Origin of the sequence: Cellulomonas avistercoris, from assembly GCF_014836445.1 — a bacterium.
Taxonomy (GTDB): domain Bacteria; phylum Actinomycetota; class Actinomycetes; order Actinomycetales; family Cellulomonadaceae; genus Cellulomonas; species Cellulomonas avistercoris.
Window position 1 is genome coordinate 130,150 of the sequence record NZ_JACSQV010000013.1, and the last position, 16,111, is coordinate 146,260.

16 protein-coding genes are annotated in these 16,111 nt (G+C 72.9%); all 16 read left to right on the top strand.

The annotated features are described in order from the left end of the window. The first annotated feature begins 7 nt into the window (after positions 1-7). The 16 genes from thrC to atpD all read left to right on the top strand — a co-directional run bounded on the left by thrC (position 8) and on the right by atpD (position 16,082). Positions 8-1,099 (top strand): threonine synthase, encoded by a 1,092-nt coding sequence (thrC, locus tag H9657_RS14915; RefSeq protein WP_191784203.1) that lies wholly within the window; start codon positions 8-10, stop codon positions 1,097-1,099. Between the two features lie 6 nt (positions 1,100-1,105). Beyond that, complete coding sequence (gene thrB, locus H9657_RS14920) at positions 1,106-2,068, top strand: homoserine kinase (RefSeq protein WP_191784204.1); 963 nt, start codon at positions 1,106-1,108, stop codon at positions 2,066-2,068. Between the two features lie 344 nt (positions 2,069-2,412). Beyond that, positions 2,413-4,431 (top strand): transcription termination factor Rho, encoded by a 2,019-nt coding sequence (gene rho / locus H9657_RS14925; protein ID WP_191784205.1) that lies wholly within the window; start codon positions 2,413-2,415, stop codon positions 4,429-4,431. Positions 4,432-4,672: 241 nt separating this feature from the next. Continuing rightward, a complete protein-coding gene (gene rpmE / locus H9657_RS14930) occupies positions 4,673-4,888 on the top strand; it encodes a 50S ribosomal protein L31 (protein WP_191784206.1) in 216 nt (71 codons plus the stop codon). Positions 4,889-5,041: 153 nt separating this feature from the next. Then, positions 5,042-6,106, top strand: coding sequence for a peptide chain release factor 1 (gene prfA, locus H9657_RS14935; RefSeq protein ID WP_404813169.1), 1,065 nt, complete (start codon positions 5,042-5,044; stop codon positions 6,104-6,106). Continuing rightward, positions 6,103-7,029, top strand: a complete 927-nt coding sequence (gene prmC, locus H9657_RS14940) for a peptide chain release factor N(5)-glutamine methyltransferase (protein ID WP_191784208.1) — start codon at positions 6,103-6,105, stop codon at positions 7,027-7,029. Before prfA ends, prmC begins: the two co-directional genes overlap by 4 nt. Then, entirely contained in the window at positions 7,026-7,706 is a 681-nt protein-coding gene (locus tag H9657_RS14945; protein WP_191784209.1) for an L-threonylcarbamoyladenylate synthase, read from the top strand. Before prmC ends, H9657_RS14945 begins: the two co-directional genes overlap by 4 nt. Then, positions 7,703-8,812: an MraY family glycosyltransferase gene (locus tag H9657_RS14950; RefSeq protein WP_191784210.1), complete on the top strand. Its 1,110-nt coding sequence runs from the start codon at positions 7,703-7,705 to the stop codon at positions 8,810-8,812. The genes H9657_RS14945 and H9657_RS14950 overlap by 4 nt, the downstream gene beginning before the upstream one ends. After that, positions 8,809-9,255 carry a hypothetical protein gene (locus H9657_RS14955; protein WP_191784211.1) on the top strand — a complete coding sequence of 149 codons (447 nt, stop codon included), beginning with the start codon at positions 8,809-8,811 and terminating at the stop codon, positions 9,253-9,255. The genes H9657_RS14950 and H9657_RS14955 overlap by 4 nt, the downstream gene beginning before the upstream one ends. Positions 9,256-9,348: 93 nt before the next feature. After that, positions 9,349-10,203 carry a F0F1 ATP synthase subunit A gene (atpB, locus tag H9657_RS14960; protein WP_404813167.1) on the top strand — a complete coding sequence of 285 codons (855 nt, stop codon included), beginning with the start codon at positions 9,349-9,351 and terminating at the stop codon, positions 10,201-10,203. A 102-nt stretch (positions 10,204-10,305) separates the two neighbouring features. Further along, positions 10,306-10,536 (top strand): ATP synthase F0 subunit C, encoded by a 231-nt coding sequence (gene atpE / locus H9657_RS14965; protein WP_089803054.1) that lies wholly within the window; start codon positions 10,306-10,308, stop codon positions 10,534-10,536. Continuing rightward, a complete protein-coding gene (locus tag H9657_RS14970) occupies positions 10,533-11,114 on the top strand; it encodes a F0F1 ATP synthase subunit B (RefSeq protein WP_191784212.1) in 582 nt (193 codons plus the stop codon). Before atpE ends, H9657_RS14970 begins: the two co-directional genes overlap by 4 nt. Then, positions 11,114-11,926: a F0F1 ATP synthase subunit delta gene (locus tag H9657_RS14975; RefSeq protein ID WP_191784213.1), complete on the top strand. Its 813-nt coding sequence runs from the start codon at positions 11,114-11,116 to the stop codon at positions 11,924-11,926. Before H9657_RS14970 ends, H9657_RS14975 begins: the two co-directional genes overlap by 1 nt. 69 nt (positions 11,927-11,995) lie before the next feature. Then, complete coding sequence (atpA, locus tag H9657_RS14980; RefSeq protein ID WP_191784214.1) at positions 11,996-13,624, top strand: F0F1 ATP synthase subunit alpha; 1,629 nt, start codon at positions 11,996-11,998, stop codon at positions 13,622-13,624. Between the two features lie 2 nt (positions 13,625-13,626). Continuing rightward, positions 13,627-14,523, top strand: a complete 897-nt coding sequence (locus H9657_RS14985) for a F0F1 ATP synthase subunit gamma (protein WP_191784215.1) — start codon at positions 13,627-13,629, stop codon at positions 14,521-14,523. 71 nt (positions 14,524-14,594) lie between these two features. Beyond that, positions 14,595-16,082 (top strand): F0F1 ATP synthase subunit beta, encoded by a 1,488-nt coding sequence (gene atpD / locus H9657_RS14990; protein ID WP_191784216.1) that lies wholly within the window; start codon positions 14,595-14,597, stop codon positions 16,080-16,082. Positions 16,083-16,111: the final 29 nt, after the last annotated feature.

Genomic DNA, 16,111 nt, shown 5'->3' on the forward strand with positions numbered 1-16,111 from the left:
CCACCCCATGGCCCACCAGTGGCGCGGCGTCATCACCGAGTACGCCGACCGTCTGCCCGCCCACGTCCAGGAGCGCGTCGTCACGCTGGGGGAGGGCGGCACGCCGCTCGTCCACGCCCCCGCGCTCTCGCAGCTCACGGGCGCCGACGTGCACGTCAAGGTCGAGGGCATGAACCCGACGGCCTCGTTCAAGGACCGCGGCATGACGACGGCCATCTCGGCCGCCGCGGCGCGCGGCGCGCAGGCCGTGGTGTGCGCGTCGACGGGCAACACGTCCGCGTCGGCCGCCGCCTACGCGACGCGCGCGGGCATGGTGTGCGCGGTGCTCGTGCCCGACGGCAAGATCGCGATGGGCAAGCTCAGCCAGGCGATCGCGCACGGCGCCCGCCTGCTGCAGGTCGACGGCAACTTCGACGACTGCCTCATCGCGGCACGCAAGCTCGCGGAGGCGTACCCCGTCGAGCTGGTCAACTCGGTGAACCCCGACCGCATCGAGGGGCAGAAGACCGCCGCGTTCGAGATCGTCGACGCGCTGGGCGACGCCCCCGACATCCACTGCCTGCCCGTGGGCAACGCCGGCAACATCACCGCGTACTGGCGGGGCTACCGCGAGTACGCGGGCCTCGACGCGGGCGCGGGCCTGGCGGCGGTCGCCACGCGCACCCCCGCGATGTGGGGCTTCCAGGCGGCCGGCGCCGCGCCGCTCGTCCTGGGCTACCCGGTGGACGCGCCCGAGACCATCGCCACCGCGATCCGCATCGGCAACCCCGCGTCCTGGCAGCAGGCCGAGGAGGCGCGCGACGTGTCGGGCGGCGTGATCGAGTCCGTGACCGACGAGCAGATCCTCGCGGCCCACCGCGTGCTGTCCGCCGAGGTGGGCGTCTTCGTCGAGCCCGCGTCGGCGGCCGGTGTCGCGGGTCTGCTGGCCCGCGCCGAGCGGGGCCTGGTCCCGGCGGGCGCGCGCATCGTCGTCACCGTCACGGGCCACGGCCTGAAGGACCCGCAGTGGGCCTTGCGCACGGCGGACGGCAGCGAGGTGCAGCCGCAGCGGCTGTCCACCGACGTCGTCTCCATCGCCGACGCGCTCGGCCTGGGCTGAGCGGCGGTGCGTCTGCGCGCTGCGCGCGTGCGGGTCCGCGTCCCCGCCACGTCCGCCAACCTCGGTCCGGGTTTCGACGCGCTGGGCATCGCCCTGGGCCTGCACGACGAGCTCGACGTGCGGGCGCTCGGCACGGACGACGTGCGGGTCGAGGTGCAGGGCGAGGGTGCGGGGACGGTCCCCTGCGACGAGACGCACCTGGTGGTCCGCGCGCTGCGCCTCGCCCTCGACCACGTCGGGGCGCCGCAGACCGGGCTGCACCTGGTGTGCCGCAACCGCGTGCCCCACGGGCGCGGGCTCGGCTCGTCGGCCGCCGCCGTCGTCGCGGGGATCCTGGCCGCCCGCGGGCTGGTCTCCGAGCCGGACGCGCTGGACGACGACGTCGCCCTCGCGCTCGCGACGCAGCTCGAGGGGCACCCCGACAACGCCGCCCCTGCGCTGCTGGGCGGGCTGACCGTCGCGTGGACGGACGAGCCGGCCGCCGGGTCGGCCGCGGCCGTGCGCGCGGCCCGGCTCGCCGTGCACCCCGACCTCGCGCCCGTCGCGATCATCCCGCCGGGCCAGCTCTCGACGCACGCCGCACGTGGCGTCCTGCCGGCGCAGGTGCCCCACGCCGACGCCGCGTGGCAGGCCGGCCGGGCCGCGCTGCTCGTCGAGGCACTCGGGCGGCGACCGGACCTGCTCCTGGCCGCGACCGGTGACCGGCTGCACCAGGGCTACCGGCGCCAGGTGATGCCCGCGTCGCTCGCGCTGGTCGACGCCCTGCGCGCGCGCGGCGTGGCCGCCACCGTGTCCGGCGCCGGGCCGACCGTCCTCGCCCTGGCCCGCAGGCGTCCGGAGGGTGCCGGCCGCGGGACCGACGCGGACGGCGCGATCACCGAGGTGTTCGGCGGCGTCATGGCGGGGTGGCGCGTGCTGCCGCTGGATGTGGACGTCGAGGGCGGCTCGGTCACGACCATGCTCGACTGAGTCGTCCGCGCCGGGCACGCCCGTCCGTGGGGGTGAACCGGCACGGACCGCGCCGGTCGCGGACCCCGCGGTGCTAGGATTTGCGCGTTCCCCGGACCTCGTCCTCCGGCCCCCTGTGGATCCGAACGTGATCCGCCGGTGGACCCGCCACAGTCCCCGGCTCTCGACCACCTCCTGGATCCCGCCGGACGGTCGCGAGTCGACGACGAGGGGAACATCCCGCCCGCGCCAGCAGACGTCGTCGTACGCGACGCGCGTGGCACCACTCCGTCTGGTCACGTCGACCGGGCGCAGGCCCCCTCCCGGGCGGACCGGGCGGGCCCCGCCGAGGGGAAGGATCCTTCGTGACAGACACCATCGACGCCGCCACGGCCACCACGGGCGGCTCAGGTTCCGGCAGCATCTCCGCGATGCGGCTTCCGGAGCTCCAGGCCCTCGCGTCCCAGCTCGGCGTGAAGGGCACGAGCAAGATGCGCAAGGGCGACCTGGTGCAGGCGATCTCCGCCGCGCGCTCCGGCGAGCGGCCGCAGGCCGCCGAGGCGCGCGCGACGGCGCGTCGGTCCCGGGTCGTGGTCGAGGAGAGCGCCCCGACGACCGCACCGGTCGAGGACGCCCCGGCGGAGCGCACGCCGCGCACCCGGGAGCGCTCGGGCGGCGGCCGCGACGCGCTCGCCGGTCTGGAGGCCGCGCTGGACGCGCGCCTCGCGCCGGCCGAGCAGCGCGACGACCGAGCCGTGCGTGCCGCCGACGCGGCCGCGTCCGTGACGGGCGAGCGCCGCTCGCGCCGTGCGGGTCGTGGCGCGGGTGCGCCGCCGGCGCCGGAGGGTGCGCCGCAGCAGGACGAGCAGGCGGATCGGCCGCAGGGTGCCCGCCAGAACGGCGAGCGTCAGCAGGGCGAGCGTCAGCAGGGCGACCGTCAGGCCGGCGAGCGTCCGCAGGGCGAGCGTCCGCAGGGCGAGCACCAGCAGGGCGAGCGTCGGGCGGCCGGCCAGAACGGCGCCCCGGCCCCGCAGGCGGGCCAGGCGGCCAACGACCGGCTGGACGACGACGAGCGCGGCGGTCGCCGTCGGCGCTCGCGGGACCGCTTCCGCGACCGGGACCGCGACCGCAAGCGCGGCCGCACCCGGACGGGCCAGGGCGACCTGGCGGGCCTCGACGAGGTCGAGGTGACCGAGGACGACGTGCTGCTGCCCGTGGCCGGCATCCTCGACGTGCTGGACTCCTACGCGTTCGTGCGCACCACGGGCTACCTCCCGGGGCCGAACGACGTGTACGTCTCGCTCAACCAGGTCAAGAAGAACGGCCTGCGCCGGGGTGACGCGATCACCGGTGCCGTGCGCCAGCCCCGTGAGGGCGAGCAGACGCCCGCGGCGGGCAACCGCCCGAACAAGTTCAACGCGCTGGTCCGGCTCGACAGCGTCAACGGCACGCACCCCGACGAGGCGCGCACTCGCCCCGAGTTCAGCAAGCTGACGCCGCTGTACCCGCAGGAGCGGCTGCGCCTGGAGACCGAGCCGGGTCGTCTGACGCCGCGGGTCATCGACATCGTGGCGCCCATCGGCAAGGGCCAGCGCGGCCTCATCGTCGCGCCGCCCAAGGCGGGCAAGACGATCATCATGCAGCAGATCGCCAACGCGATCACGACCAACAACCCCGAGGTCCACCTCATGGTCGTGCTCGTCGACGAGCGCCCCGAAGAGGTCACCGACATGGAGCGGACCGTGAAGGGCGAGGTCATCGCCTCGACCTTCGACCGTCCCGCGTCCGACCACACGATCGTGGCGGAGCTCGCGATCGAGCGGGCCAAGCGTCTGGTCGAGCTCGGTCAGGACGTCGTCGTGCTGCTCGACTCGCTGACGCGCCTGTCGCGCGCCTACAACCTCGCGGCGCCCGCCTCGGGCCGCATCCTGTCCGGCGGCGTCGACGCCTCGGCGCTCTACCCGCCCAAGCGGTTCTTCGGCGCGGCGCGCAACATCGAGAACGGCGGCTCGCTGACGATCCTCGCCTCGGCCCTGGTCGAGACGGGCTCGAAGATGGACGAGGTCATCTTCGAGGAGTTCAAGGGCACCGGGAACATGGAGCTGCGGCTCTCGCGCTCGCTCGCCGACAAGCGCATCTTCCCGGCGGTGGACGTCAACGCGTCCGGCACCCGCCGCGAGGAGGTCCTCATGAGCAACGACGAGCTGAAGATCGTCTACAAGCTGCGTCGCGTGCTCGGCGGCCTCGACCAGCAGCAGGCCATCGAGCTGCTGCTCGGCAAGCTCCGCGAGACCAAGTCCAACGTCGAGTTCCTGCTGCAGGTGCAGAAGACCACGCCGGGCCACGGCCCCGCCCTCGAGGAGGGTGTCGGCAAGGTCGTCTGACCTCCTACGCCGGCACGCGACGGCCCCGCACCCCACCCGGTGCGGGGCCGTCGGCGTCCCGCCCGGTCGGGTGCGACCGTCCCGGTCGGCCACGTGGTGGGGACGGACGGCTCGTCCTGACTCCGCGGGGCGGGAAGTTTTCGCGGCCGCCCGCCGTTCTGGCACAATGGTCCGTCGGTCTGCGGTTCACCGGCGCGGTACGCGCGTCCGGACCCGGAGACGAAACCCAAGGAGAACCCCCGTGAAGTCTGGTATCCACCCGGAGTACGTCCTCACCGAGGTCACGTGCACCTGCGGCAGCACGTTCGTCACGCGCTCGACGGTGACGAGCGGCAAGATCCACGCCGACGTCTGCAGCGCCTGCCACCCGTTCTACACGGGCAAGCAGAAGATCCTCGACACCGGTGGCCGTGTGGCCCGGTTCGAGGCCCGCTACGGCAAGAAGACGGCGAACTAGCTCCTCCGCAGCGCCGGTGCGACCGGCGGACGACGGCCCTCCATGGCCGTGTCCGCCCGCGCACCGGCGCTGTCGCTGTGTGCGGCCGTCGGCCGCGCGGGTCGTCGGCCAGTGGGAGGACAGGACGTGGAGCAGCTCGACGCCGTCGAGGCGATGCTCGTGGAGCACGCGGAGATCGAGCGCGACCTCTCGGACCCGTCCGTGCACGCCGACGCGGCGCGCGCACGCCGGCTCGGCCGGCGCTACGCCGAGCTGGGCCGTGTCGTGCAGGCGTACCGGCAGTGGCGCGCCGCGGCCGAGGACGCCGAGGCGGCCGCGGAGCTCGCGGCCGAGGACGAGGCCTTCGCGGTCGAGGTCCCCGCGCTGCAGGCCGCCGCGGCCCAGGCGGCCGACCGGCTGCACCGCGTGCTCGTGCCGCGCGACCCGGACGACGCGCGCGACGTCATCCTCGAGGTCAAGGCGGGGGAGGGCGGCGAGGAGTCCGCGCTGTTCGCGGGCGACCTGCTGCGCATGTACACGCGCTACGCCGAGCGCCAGGGCTGGAGCGTGCAGGTGCTCGACGCGACCCCGTCGGACCTGGGCGGCGTCAAGGACGCGCAGGTCGCGGTGAAGGCCCGCACCGCTGGAGCCCCCGAGGACGGCGTCTGGGCGCACCTGAAGTACGAGGGCGGCGTGCACCGCGTGCAGCGCGTGCCGGTCACCGAGTCCCAGGGGCGCATCCACACGTCGGCCGCCGGGGTCATGGTCTTCCCCGAGGCCGACGACGAGGGTGACGTCGACGTCGACGTCAACGACCTGCGGATCGACGTGTACCGCTCGTCCGGACCCGGTGGCCAGTCGGTCAACACCACGGACTCGGCGGTGCGGATCACGCACCTGCCCACGGGGATCGTCGTGTCGATGCAGAACGAGAAGTCCCAGCTGCAGAACCGCGAGCAGGCGATGCGCGTGCTCCGGGCGCGGCTGCTCGCGGCCCGGCAGGAGGAGGCGGCGGCCGCGGCGAGCGAGGCGCGCCGCTCGCAGGTCCGCACGGTGGACCGCTCGGAGCGCATCCGGACGTACAACTTCCCGGAGAACCGCATCGTCGACCACCGCACGGGCTACAAGGCGTACAACCTCGACCAGGTGCTCGACGGCGACCTCGGACCCGTCATCGCGTCGGCGGTCGAGGCGGACGACGCCGCGCGCCTGGCCGCCGCGGGCGGTGGTGGCGCGTGAGCGGCACGGCCACGGCGCACGGCACCGGCCCGGGCCTGCGGGCGTACGTCGAGGGCGCGACCGCGGTGCTCGCCGAGGCCGGCGTGCCCTCCGCGCGGCACGACGCGATCGCGCTGGCGGCGTGCGCCCTGGGTCTGCCGCGCGTGGAGCTCGTGCTGCCCCCGCCGCTGCCGGAGGGTTTCGCGCGGCGGTACGCGGAGCTCGTCGAGCGCCGCCGCGCGCGCGAGCCGCTGCAGCACATCGTCGGGCACACCGTCTTCCGCTACGTCACGCTGCGCGTCGAGCCGGGGGTGTTCGTGCCGCGGCCGGAGACGGAGACGGTCGCGCAGCTCGCGATCGACGAGGCCGCGGCCGTCGCCGCGCGCGGCGGGCGTCCGCTCGTCGTCGACCTGTGCACCGGCACGGGTGCGATCGCGGTGTCGGTCGACACCGAGGTGCCCGCGAGCCGCGTCGTCGCGGTCGACCTGTCCGACGAGGCTGTCGGGCTGGCGCGGGCCAACGCGACCGCGGTCGCGGGCCCCGACCTGCGGGTCGTGCAGGGGGACGTGCGCGACCCCGCGCTCCTCGCCGAGCTCGACGGCACGGTCGACGTCGTGGTGTCCAACCCGCCCTACATCCCGCCGCACGCGGTGCCCCTCGACCCGGAGGTCCGCGACCACGACCCGGACCTGGCGCTGTACGGCGGAGGGGCCGACGGTCTCGACGTGCCGCGCGGCGTCGTCGCCGCGGCGGCCCGCCTGCTCGCGCCCGGCGGGCTGCTGGTGATGGAGCACGCCGAGGTGCAGGACGTCGCGGCGCGCGCCGCCGCCGACGCGACGGGCGCGTTCACCGACGTGCGCACCGTGCCGGACCTCACGGGCCGCCCGCGCACGCTCGTCGCTCGGCGGGTCGCACACGTGATCGTGGGAGACTCGCCCGCGTGAGCATCCGTATCAAGGACGCGACCGACCCGGCGACCTGGGGCCCCGCGATCGACGAGGCGGTCAACGCCGTCGGCCGTGGCGCGCTCGTGGTCCTGCCCACCGACACCGTCTACGGCATCGGGGCCGACGCGTTCGACCCGCGTGCCGTGCAGGCGCTGCTGGACGCCAAGGGACGCGGCCGGCAGATGCCGCCGCCGGTGCTCATCCCGGACGTGCGGACGCTCGACGGCCTCGCGACCGACGTCCCCGACGCCGTCCGCGCGCTGGCGGAGGCGTTCTGGCCCGGTGGCCTGACGGTCATCCTGCGGGCCCAGCCGTCGCTCGCGTGGGACCTGGGCGAGACGCACGGCACCGTCGCGCTGCGCATGCCGGACCACCCGGCCGCGCTGGCGCTGCTGCGCCGCACGGGTCCGCTCGCCGTCTCGAGCGCGAACCTCACCGGACGTCCCGCCGCGACCACGGCGCAGGAGGCCGACGAGCAGCTCGGGGACGCGGTCGCCGTGGTCCTCGACGGCGGGCCGGCCCCCGGCGGGGTGGCGTCGACGATCCTCGACGCCACGGGCGACGTCCTGCGCGTCGTGCGGCTCGGCGCGGTGGACCTCGCGGCGCTCGCCGCGGTGGCGCCCGTCATGGCACCGCCGCCGGCGCCGGAGACCCGCGGGACGCCCGCGTCGTGAGGACCTACGTTCTCGTCGCCGTCATCGCCGCGGTCGTCACCTACCTGACGACGCCGCTGGCACGGTGGTGCGCGCTGCGCTGGGGTGCCATCACGGCGGTGCGCGACCGTGACGTGCACGCGATCCCGACACCGCGGCTCGGGGGGATGGCGATGTTCGCCGGCCTCCTGGTGGCGCTGCTCATGGGGTCGCGGCTGCCCTTCCTCGAGCCCGTGTACGCGAACCCACGGCCCATCTTCGGCATCGTCGGCGGCGCGGCGCTGGTGTGCGCGCTCGGCGTGGCCGACGACATCTGGGACCTCGACTGGCTCACCAAGCTCATGGGGCAGGTCCTCGCGGCGGGCTTCCTGGCGTGGCAGGGCGTGCTGCTCTACCAGCTCCCGATCGGTGGTGTGCTGAGCGGCTCGTCGCGCACCGCGGTCTTCGTCACCGTGGTGTCGGTGGTGGTCGCGATGAACGCCGTGAACTTCGTCGACGGGCTCGACGGGCTCGCCGCGGGGGTCCTCGCGATCGGCGGCACCGCGTTCTTCGTGTACGCCTACCTGCTGACGGTCAGCACCCGGGACGACTACTCGAACCTGGCGACGCTCGTGGTGGGGGTGATGGTGGGCGTGTGCGTGGGCTTCCTGCCGTACAACCTGTACCCCGCCCGCATCTTCATGGGGGACTCCGGCTCGATGCTGCTCGGCTTCGTCATGGCCGCGGCGGCCATCGTCGTCACGGGCCAGATCGACTACCTCGCGGTCGTCGAGCGCGTGCGGTTCCCGGCGTTCGTGCCGATCCTGCTGCCGATCGCGGTCCTCGTCCTGCCGCTGCTGGACATGGGCCTGGCGATCGTCCGGCGGCTGCTGCGCGGCAAGAGCCCGTTCCACCCCGACCGGCTGCACCTGCACCACCGGCTGCTGGCGCTCGGCCACAGCCACCGCCGTGCCGTCGCCATCATGTACGTCTGGACGGCCGTGCTGGCGTTCGGCGTCGCGGCGCTGGCCGTCCTGTCGACCACGACCGTCCTCGTCGCCACCGGCGTCGGCGTCGTCGTGGCCACGGTCCTGACCCTCGGCCCGCTGCGCGGGCGCACCCCGACCTCCGTGGAGGCCCTGCCATGACCACCGACCCCGCTCCCGCACCCGCGCCGGACCCCACCGAGGGCGTGTTCCGTCGTGCGCTGCGCGACACGGGCGTCCTGCTCGGCGCGCTGACCGTGCTCGGCGTCGGCGTCGGCGCGCTCGTCGCCGGCCTGCCGGGCGTCTGGGGAGCGCTCATCGGCGTGGGCCTGGCGCTGGTCTTCTCGGGGACGACCGTGGTCGCGATGCTGCGCACGCTGCACTCGCCGCCGCACACGATGGCGGCCGTCGTCATGGGGACCTGGCTCGCCAAGGTCCTGGTCGTGGTGGTCGTCCTGGCGCTGCTGCGCGACCACGACTTCTACTCCCGGGGCGTGCTCGCGGCGGTGCTCGCGCTGGGGGTCGTCGCGTCGGCCGTCCTCGACTTCCGGGCCGTGAACAACGGCCGCGTGCCGTACGTCGAGCCCGGTGCCGGCGGACGGTGATCCGCATCACCACACGAGCCCACGAGGAGGGCCGGACCTAGGTCACCCATGGGTTAGGCTTTCCCCCATCCACGACGGCCAGGTGCTGCTGGTGTGCCCGCGACGAGGCGGCATCGGCCATCACGACCACAGGAGACCGCACTGTCCAGCATCGCGACGATCCTGCCGCTCGCCGCGGACGAGAGCGGCTTCCACACCCCGACGATCGCCGACTTCTTCCCGGCGCCGTTCCTCTTCGAGGGCACCATCTTCGAGTTCAACCGGATGCAGCTCGTCCGTGTGATCGCGACCGTGGCGCTCGTGGTGGTCATGGTGATCGCCGCCCGCAAGGCGAAGCTGGTCCCGAGCCGTGGTCAGAACGTCGTCGAGCTCCTGCTGGACTTCGTGCGCGTGAACGTCGCCGAGGACATCATCGGCAAGGAGAAGGCGCACAAGTACGTCGCGCTGCTCACGACGATCTTCTTCGCGATCCTCGCGTTCAACATCACGGGCATCATCCCGGGCCTCAACATCGCCGGCTCGGCGCTGATCGGCCTGCCGGTCATGCTCGCGCTGTGGGTCTACGTCATGTACCTCGGCGCGGGCGTCCGGGCGCACGGCCTGGGGGGCTTCCTCAAGGCCAGCCTCTTCCCGCCGGGAGTGCCGCCGTTCCTCTACGTGCTGCTGACGCCGGTCGAGTTCCTCACCGTGTTCATCCTGCGGCCCGTGACCCTGGCCGTCCGACTCATGGCCAACATGGTGGCCGGCCACCTCATGCTCGTGCTCTGCTTCGCCGCGACGGACTTCTTCGTCCGCTCGATGTCGGGCATGAGCGTGTTCGCGGTGCCGAGCCTCCTGGGCGGGTTCGCGATCACGCTGTTCGAGGTGTTCGTCGCGGCTCTGCAGGCCTACATCTTCGTCGTCCTGGCGGCTGTCTACATCAGCCAGTCGATCTCCGACGAGCACTGACCTCACCCCCCGCGGGGCCTCGGTCCCGCACCTGAGCACGAGCCCTCGGCCGACCGGCCGGGGACCCAACGGAAGGAACGAGCCATCGTGGCAGACACCAGCATGATCCTCGCCGCCGCCGACGCCGTCTCCGGGAACATCGCGACGGTCGGCTACGGCCTCGCGGTGCTCGGCCCGGGTATCGGTCTGGGCATCCTCATCGGCAAGACCGTCGAGGGCATCGCACGCCAGCCCGAGGTCGCCGGCCAGCTCCGCACCACCATGTTCATCGGTATCGGGTTCGTCGAGGTCCTCGGCCTCCTCGGCCTCATCACCGGGTTCCTCTTCACGTGAGCGGCGCCGCGGTCTCCGCGGCCGTCGTGACGGCTGCGGGCGAAGAGGTCGAGGGCATCCAGCTGCTCCTCCCGGCCAGCTACGACCTGCTGTGGTCGTCGATCGTGCTCGTGGTCATCGCGGTGGCGTTCTACAAGTACGTGCTGCCGAAGTTCCAGGCGGTGCTCGACGAGCGCACGTCGAAGATCGAGGGTGGCCTCGCGCTGGCCGAGACGGCCCAGGCCGAGGCGGCGGCGCAGCTGGCCGAGTACCAGCAGCTGCTCGCCGACGCCCGCTCCGAGGCCGCGCGCATCCGTGAGGACGCGCGCGCCGAGGGTGGTCAGATCCTCGCCGAGTCGCGGGCACGTGCCCAGGAGGAGGCGGCCCGCATCGCCGAGACCGCTCAGCGGCAGATCGACGCGGAGCGCCAGCAGGCCGCTGTGTCGCTGCGCGCCGACGTCGGCACGCTCGCGACGCAGCTCGCGTCGAAGATCGTGGGCGAGTCGCTCGAGGACGAGGCACGACGCTCGCGCGTCGTCGACCGCTTCCTCGACGACCTCGAGGCCAGCACCACCACGAGCGCAGGCAAGGGGAACTGATGCGCGGGACCAGTCGCGCCTCGCTGCAGGCGGTGGAGAACCGGTTCGCACCGGTCGTCCGCGCCGCCGGCGGCCCGGCACGCACGATCGGCGAGGAGCTGTTCGCCCTCGTCGACGCGCTCGACGCGTCGGGGTCGCTGCGCCGCACGCTCGCGGACCCCTCGCTCGAGGCGGACGCCAAGAGCGGGCTGGTCGCACGGCTGCTCGACGGTGCGGACCCCCGCACCGTGGAGATCGCGCAGGCGCTCGTGCGCTCGCGCTGGTCGGCGGACGCCGACCTCGCGCACGCGGCCGAGCGGCTCGGGTTCGTGGCGCTGCTGTCGTCGGCGCAGAGCGCCGGGACGCTCGAGCGGGTGGAGAGCGAGCTGTTCGCGATCACCCGTGCGCTGGCCGGCCAGCGCGAGGTGCGGCGGTACCTGCTGGACGACGCCTATCCGGCGCAGGCGCGGGGCGAGCTGGTCGAGCGTCTGCTCGGCGACCAGCGTGACCCGATCACCCTGGCGGTGGCGCGCCGCGCAGCGGTCGCCCCCCGTGGGCGTCGGTACGTCACGACCCTGAACCATGTCGGTGACGTGATCGCCGAGCTGCGCAGCCTGGAGGTCGCCACCGTCGTGGCGGCCTCGCCGCTCACCCCGACGCAGACGGCTCGTCTGGCGGACCTGCTCGGACGCGCCCTCGGGCGCGCCGTCCAGGTCAACGTCGTGGTGGACCCCGACGTCGTGGGAGGCCTGCGCGTGCAGTCCGGTCCCGACGTCATCGACTCGACCGTCCTCTCCCGACTCGCCGACGCACGCCGGCAGCTGGCCGGCTGACAAACGCCGGAGCACCGGCCCACGACACACCGCACGCGCACGGCGCGTGCGTCAGATGAGGAGAACGCCATGGCTGAGCTGACGATCCGGCCGGAGGACATCCGCTCCGCGCTGGACAGCTTCGTGAAGTCCTACGAGCCCAAGGGCCCGGCGACCGAGGAGGTCGGACGGGTCGCGGTGGCCGGTGACGGCATCGCGCAGGTCGAGGGCCTGCCCGGTGCGATGGCCAACGAGCTGCTGAAGTTCGAGGACGGCACGCTGGGCCTGGCGCTCAACCTCGACGTCCGCGAGATCGGTGTGGTCGTCCTGGGCGAGTTCACCGGCATCGAGGAGGGCCAGGAGGTCCGCCGGACCGGTGAGGTGCTCTCGGTCCCCGTCGGCGACGGGTACCTCGGTCGCGTCGTCGACCCGCTGGGCCAGCCGATCGACGGCCTCGGCGAGGTCGCGACCGACGGGCGTCGCGCGCTCGAGCTCCAGGCGCCGGGCGTCATGGCCCGCAAGTCGGTCCACGAGCCGCTGCAGACCGGCCTCAAGGCCATCGACTCGATGATCCCGATCGGCCGCGGCCAGCGCCAGCTCATCATCGGCGACCGCCAGACCGGCAAGACGGCCATCGCGATCGACACGATCATCAACCAGAAGGCCAACTGGGAGACGGGCGACCCGAGCAAGCAGGTCCGCTGCATCTACGTCGCCATCGGTCAGAAGGGCTCGACGATCGCCGCGGTGCGCAGCGCTCTCGAGGAGGCCGGCGCGCTCGAGTACACGACGATCGTGGCCTCGCCCGCGTCGGACCCGGCCGGCTTCAAGTACCTCGCGCCGTACACCGGCTCGGCCATCGGCCAGCACTGGATGTACCAGGGCAAGCACGTCCTCATCGTGTTCGACGACCTGTCGAAGCAGGCCGAGGCGTACCGCGCCGTGTCGCTGCTGCTGCGCCGCCCGCCGGGCCGCGAGGCCTACCCGGGTGACGTCTTCTACCTGCACTCCCGTCTGCTCGAGCGCTGCGCCAAGCTCTCCGACGAGCTGGGCGCGGGCTCGATGACCGGTCTGCCGATGATCGAGACCAAGGCCAACGACGTCTCGGCGTACATCCCGACCAACGTCATCTCGATCACCGACGGCCAGATCTTCCTGCAGTCGGACCTGTTCAACGCCGACCAGCGCCCCGCCGTCGACGTCGGCATCTCGGTGTCCCGCGTCGGTGGTGCCGCGCAGGTCAAGGCGATGAAGCAGGTCTCCGGCACGCTCAAGCTCGACCTGGCGCAGTACCGCTCGCTCGAGGCGTTCGCGATGTTCGCGTCCGACCTCGACGCGGCGTCGCGCGCCCAGTTGACGCGTGGTGCGCGCCTGATGGAGCTGCTCAAGCAGGGCCAGTACTCGCCGTTCCCGGTCGAGAACCAGGTCGCGTCCATCTGGGCCGGCACCAAGGGCAAGCTCGACGACGTCCCGATCCAGGACGTCCGCCGCTTCGAGTCCGAGCTGCTGGACCACCTGCGCCGCAACACCGACGTGCTGTCGACCATCGCCGACACGGGCAGGCTCGAGGACGCGACGGAGAAGGCCCTGGGCGACGCGATCGACGACTTCCGGCTGGGCTTCCTCACGTTCGACGGCAGCCCCCTCGTGGGCGGCCAGGACGAGGACGCCGACGTCGAGGTCGAGCAGGAGCAGATCGTCCGCCAGAAGCGGGCCTGAGCATGGCGGGTCAGCAGCGCGTCTACAAGGCGCGGATCAAGAGCACCCAGTCGCTCAAGAAGATGTTCCGCGCGCAGGAGCTCATCGCGGCGTCACGCATCGGCAAGGCGCGCGACCGCGTCGCGATGGCGACCCCCTACTCGCGGGCGATCACGCGTGCCGTCTCGGCGGTCGCGACCCACTCCGACACGTCCCACCCGTTCCTGGTGGAGCGCGAGGACACGCGGCGGGTCGCGGTCCTGCTCATCGCGTCGGACCGCGGCATGGCGGGCGCCTACTCGGCGAGCGTCATCCGCGAGACCGAGCGTCTCGTGCAGCGGCTCGAGGCTGAGGGCAAGCAGGTCGCCCTCTACGTCGCGGGCCGTCGCGCGGTGGCCTACTACACGTTCCGCCAGCGCGAGCTGGCGGGGCGGTGGACCGGGTTCTCCGACGCCCCCACGCCGGAGATCGCGGACGAGATCGCCGACGCCCTGCTGGACGCGTTCCGCGCCCCGGCGGAGGACGGCGGCGTCGCCGAGGTGCACGTCGTGTTCACGCAGTTCGTGAACATGGTGACCCAGCGGCCGCGCGTCATCCGCATGGTGCCGCTCGAGGTCGTCGAGGGTGTCGCACCGGTGGAGGAGAACGACGCGCTGCCCCTCTACGAGTTCGAGCCCAGCCCGGAGGAGGTGCTGGACGCGCTGCTGCCGCGCTACGTGCGCACGCGCATCTACGCCAACCTGCTCCAGGCGGCGGCCTCCGAGCTCGCGGCACGGCAGCGGGCCATGCACACCGCCACGGAGAACGCCGAGGACCTCATCCGCACCTACACGCGTCTGGCCAACCAGGCGCGTCAGGGCGAGATCACGCAGGAGATCAGCGAGATCGTGTCGGGCGCAGACGCGCTCGCGTCCTCCTGACCACGAACGCAGCACGACACAGACCCCTGCCGGGGCGCCTGAGCGGCCCGGACGAGCGAAGCGAGGCAGACATGACCGCCACCACCGTCGACGCGACGGCCGCGAACGCCGGCACGCCCGGCGTCGGCCGGGTCGCGCGGGTCATCGGGCCCGTCGTGGACATCGAGTTCCCGCCGGACCAGATCCCCGAGATCTACAACGCGCTCGAGGTCGACATCGACCTCTCGACGCAGGGCGAGGGCGAGGCCTCCGGCGGCTTCACCATGACGCTCGAGGTCGAGCAGCACCTGGGCGACTCCCTGGTGCGCGCGATCGCGCTCAAGCCGACCGACGGCCTCGTCCGCGGCGCGCAGGTGCGCGACACGGGCCTGCCGATCTCGGTGCCGGTCGGCGACGTGACCAAGGGCCACGTCTTCAACGTCACCGGCGAGGTGCTGAACCTCGCCGAGGGTGAGACCCTCGAGATCACGGAGCGGTGGCCGATCCACCGCAAGCCCCCGGCCTTCGACCAGCTCGAGTCGAAGACGACGATGTTCGAGACCGGGATCAAGGTCATCGACCTGCTGACCCCGTACGTCCAGGGCGGCAAGATCGGCCTGTTCGGTGGTGCCGGCGTCGGCAAGACCGTCCTCATCCAGGAGATGATCCAGCGCGTCGCGCAGGACCACGGCGGTGTCTCGGTGTTCGCCGGTGTCGGTGAGCGCACGCGTGAGGGCAACGACCTCATCGTCGAGATGGAGGAGGCGGGCGTGTTCGACAAGACCGCCCTCGTCTTCGGCCAGATGGACGAGCCGCCGGGCACGCGTCTGCGCGTCGCCCTGTCCGCGCTGACGATGGCGGAGTACTTCCGCGACGTGCAGAAGCAGGACGTGCTGCTCTTCATCGACAACATCTTCCGGTTCACGCAGGCCGGCTCCGAGGTCTCGACGCTGCTCGGCCGCATGCCGTCCGCCGTCGGCTACCAGCCGAACCTCGCGGACGAGATGGGTCAGCTGCAGGAGCGCATCACCTCGACGCGTGGTCACTCGATCACCTCGCTGCAGGCGATCTACGTGCCCGCCGACGACTACACCGACCCGGCGCCGGCGACGACGTTCGCCCACCTCGACGCGACGACCGAGCTCAGCCGTGAGATCGCGTCGCGCGGTCTGTACCCGGCCGTGGACCCGCTGGCGTCGACCAGCCGGATCCTCGACCCGCGGTACGTGGGCCAGGAGCACTACGACGTGGCGACGCGGGTGAAGTCGATCCTGCAGCGCAACAAGGAGCTCCAGGACATCATCGCGATCCTCGGTGTCGACGAGCTCTCCGAGGAGGACAAGACGATCGTCGCGCGTGCGCGCCGCATCCAGCAGTTCCTCTCGCAGAACACCTACATGGCCGAGAAGTTCACCGGTGTCGTCGGCTCGACCGTGCCCGTGAGCGAGACGGTCGAGGCGTTCAAGAAGATCGCCGACGGCGAGTTCGACCACATCTCGGAGCAGGCGTTCTTCAACATCGGTGGCCTCGAGGACCTCGAGCGCAACTGGGCCCGCATCCAGAAGGAGTACGGCGTCTGAGCCCTCGGGCCCAGACGACGTACCGCACC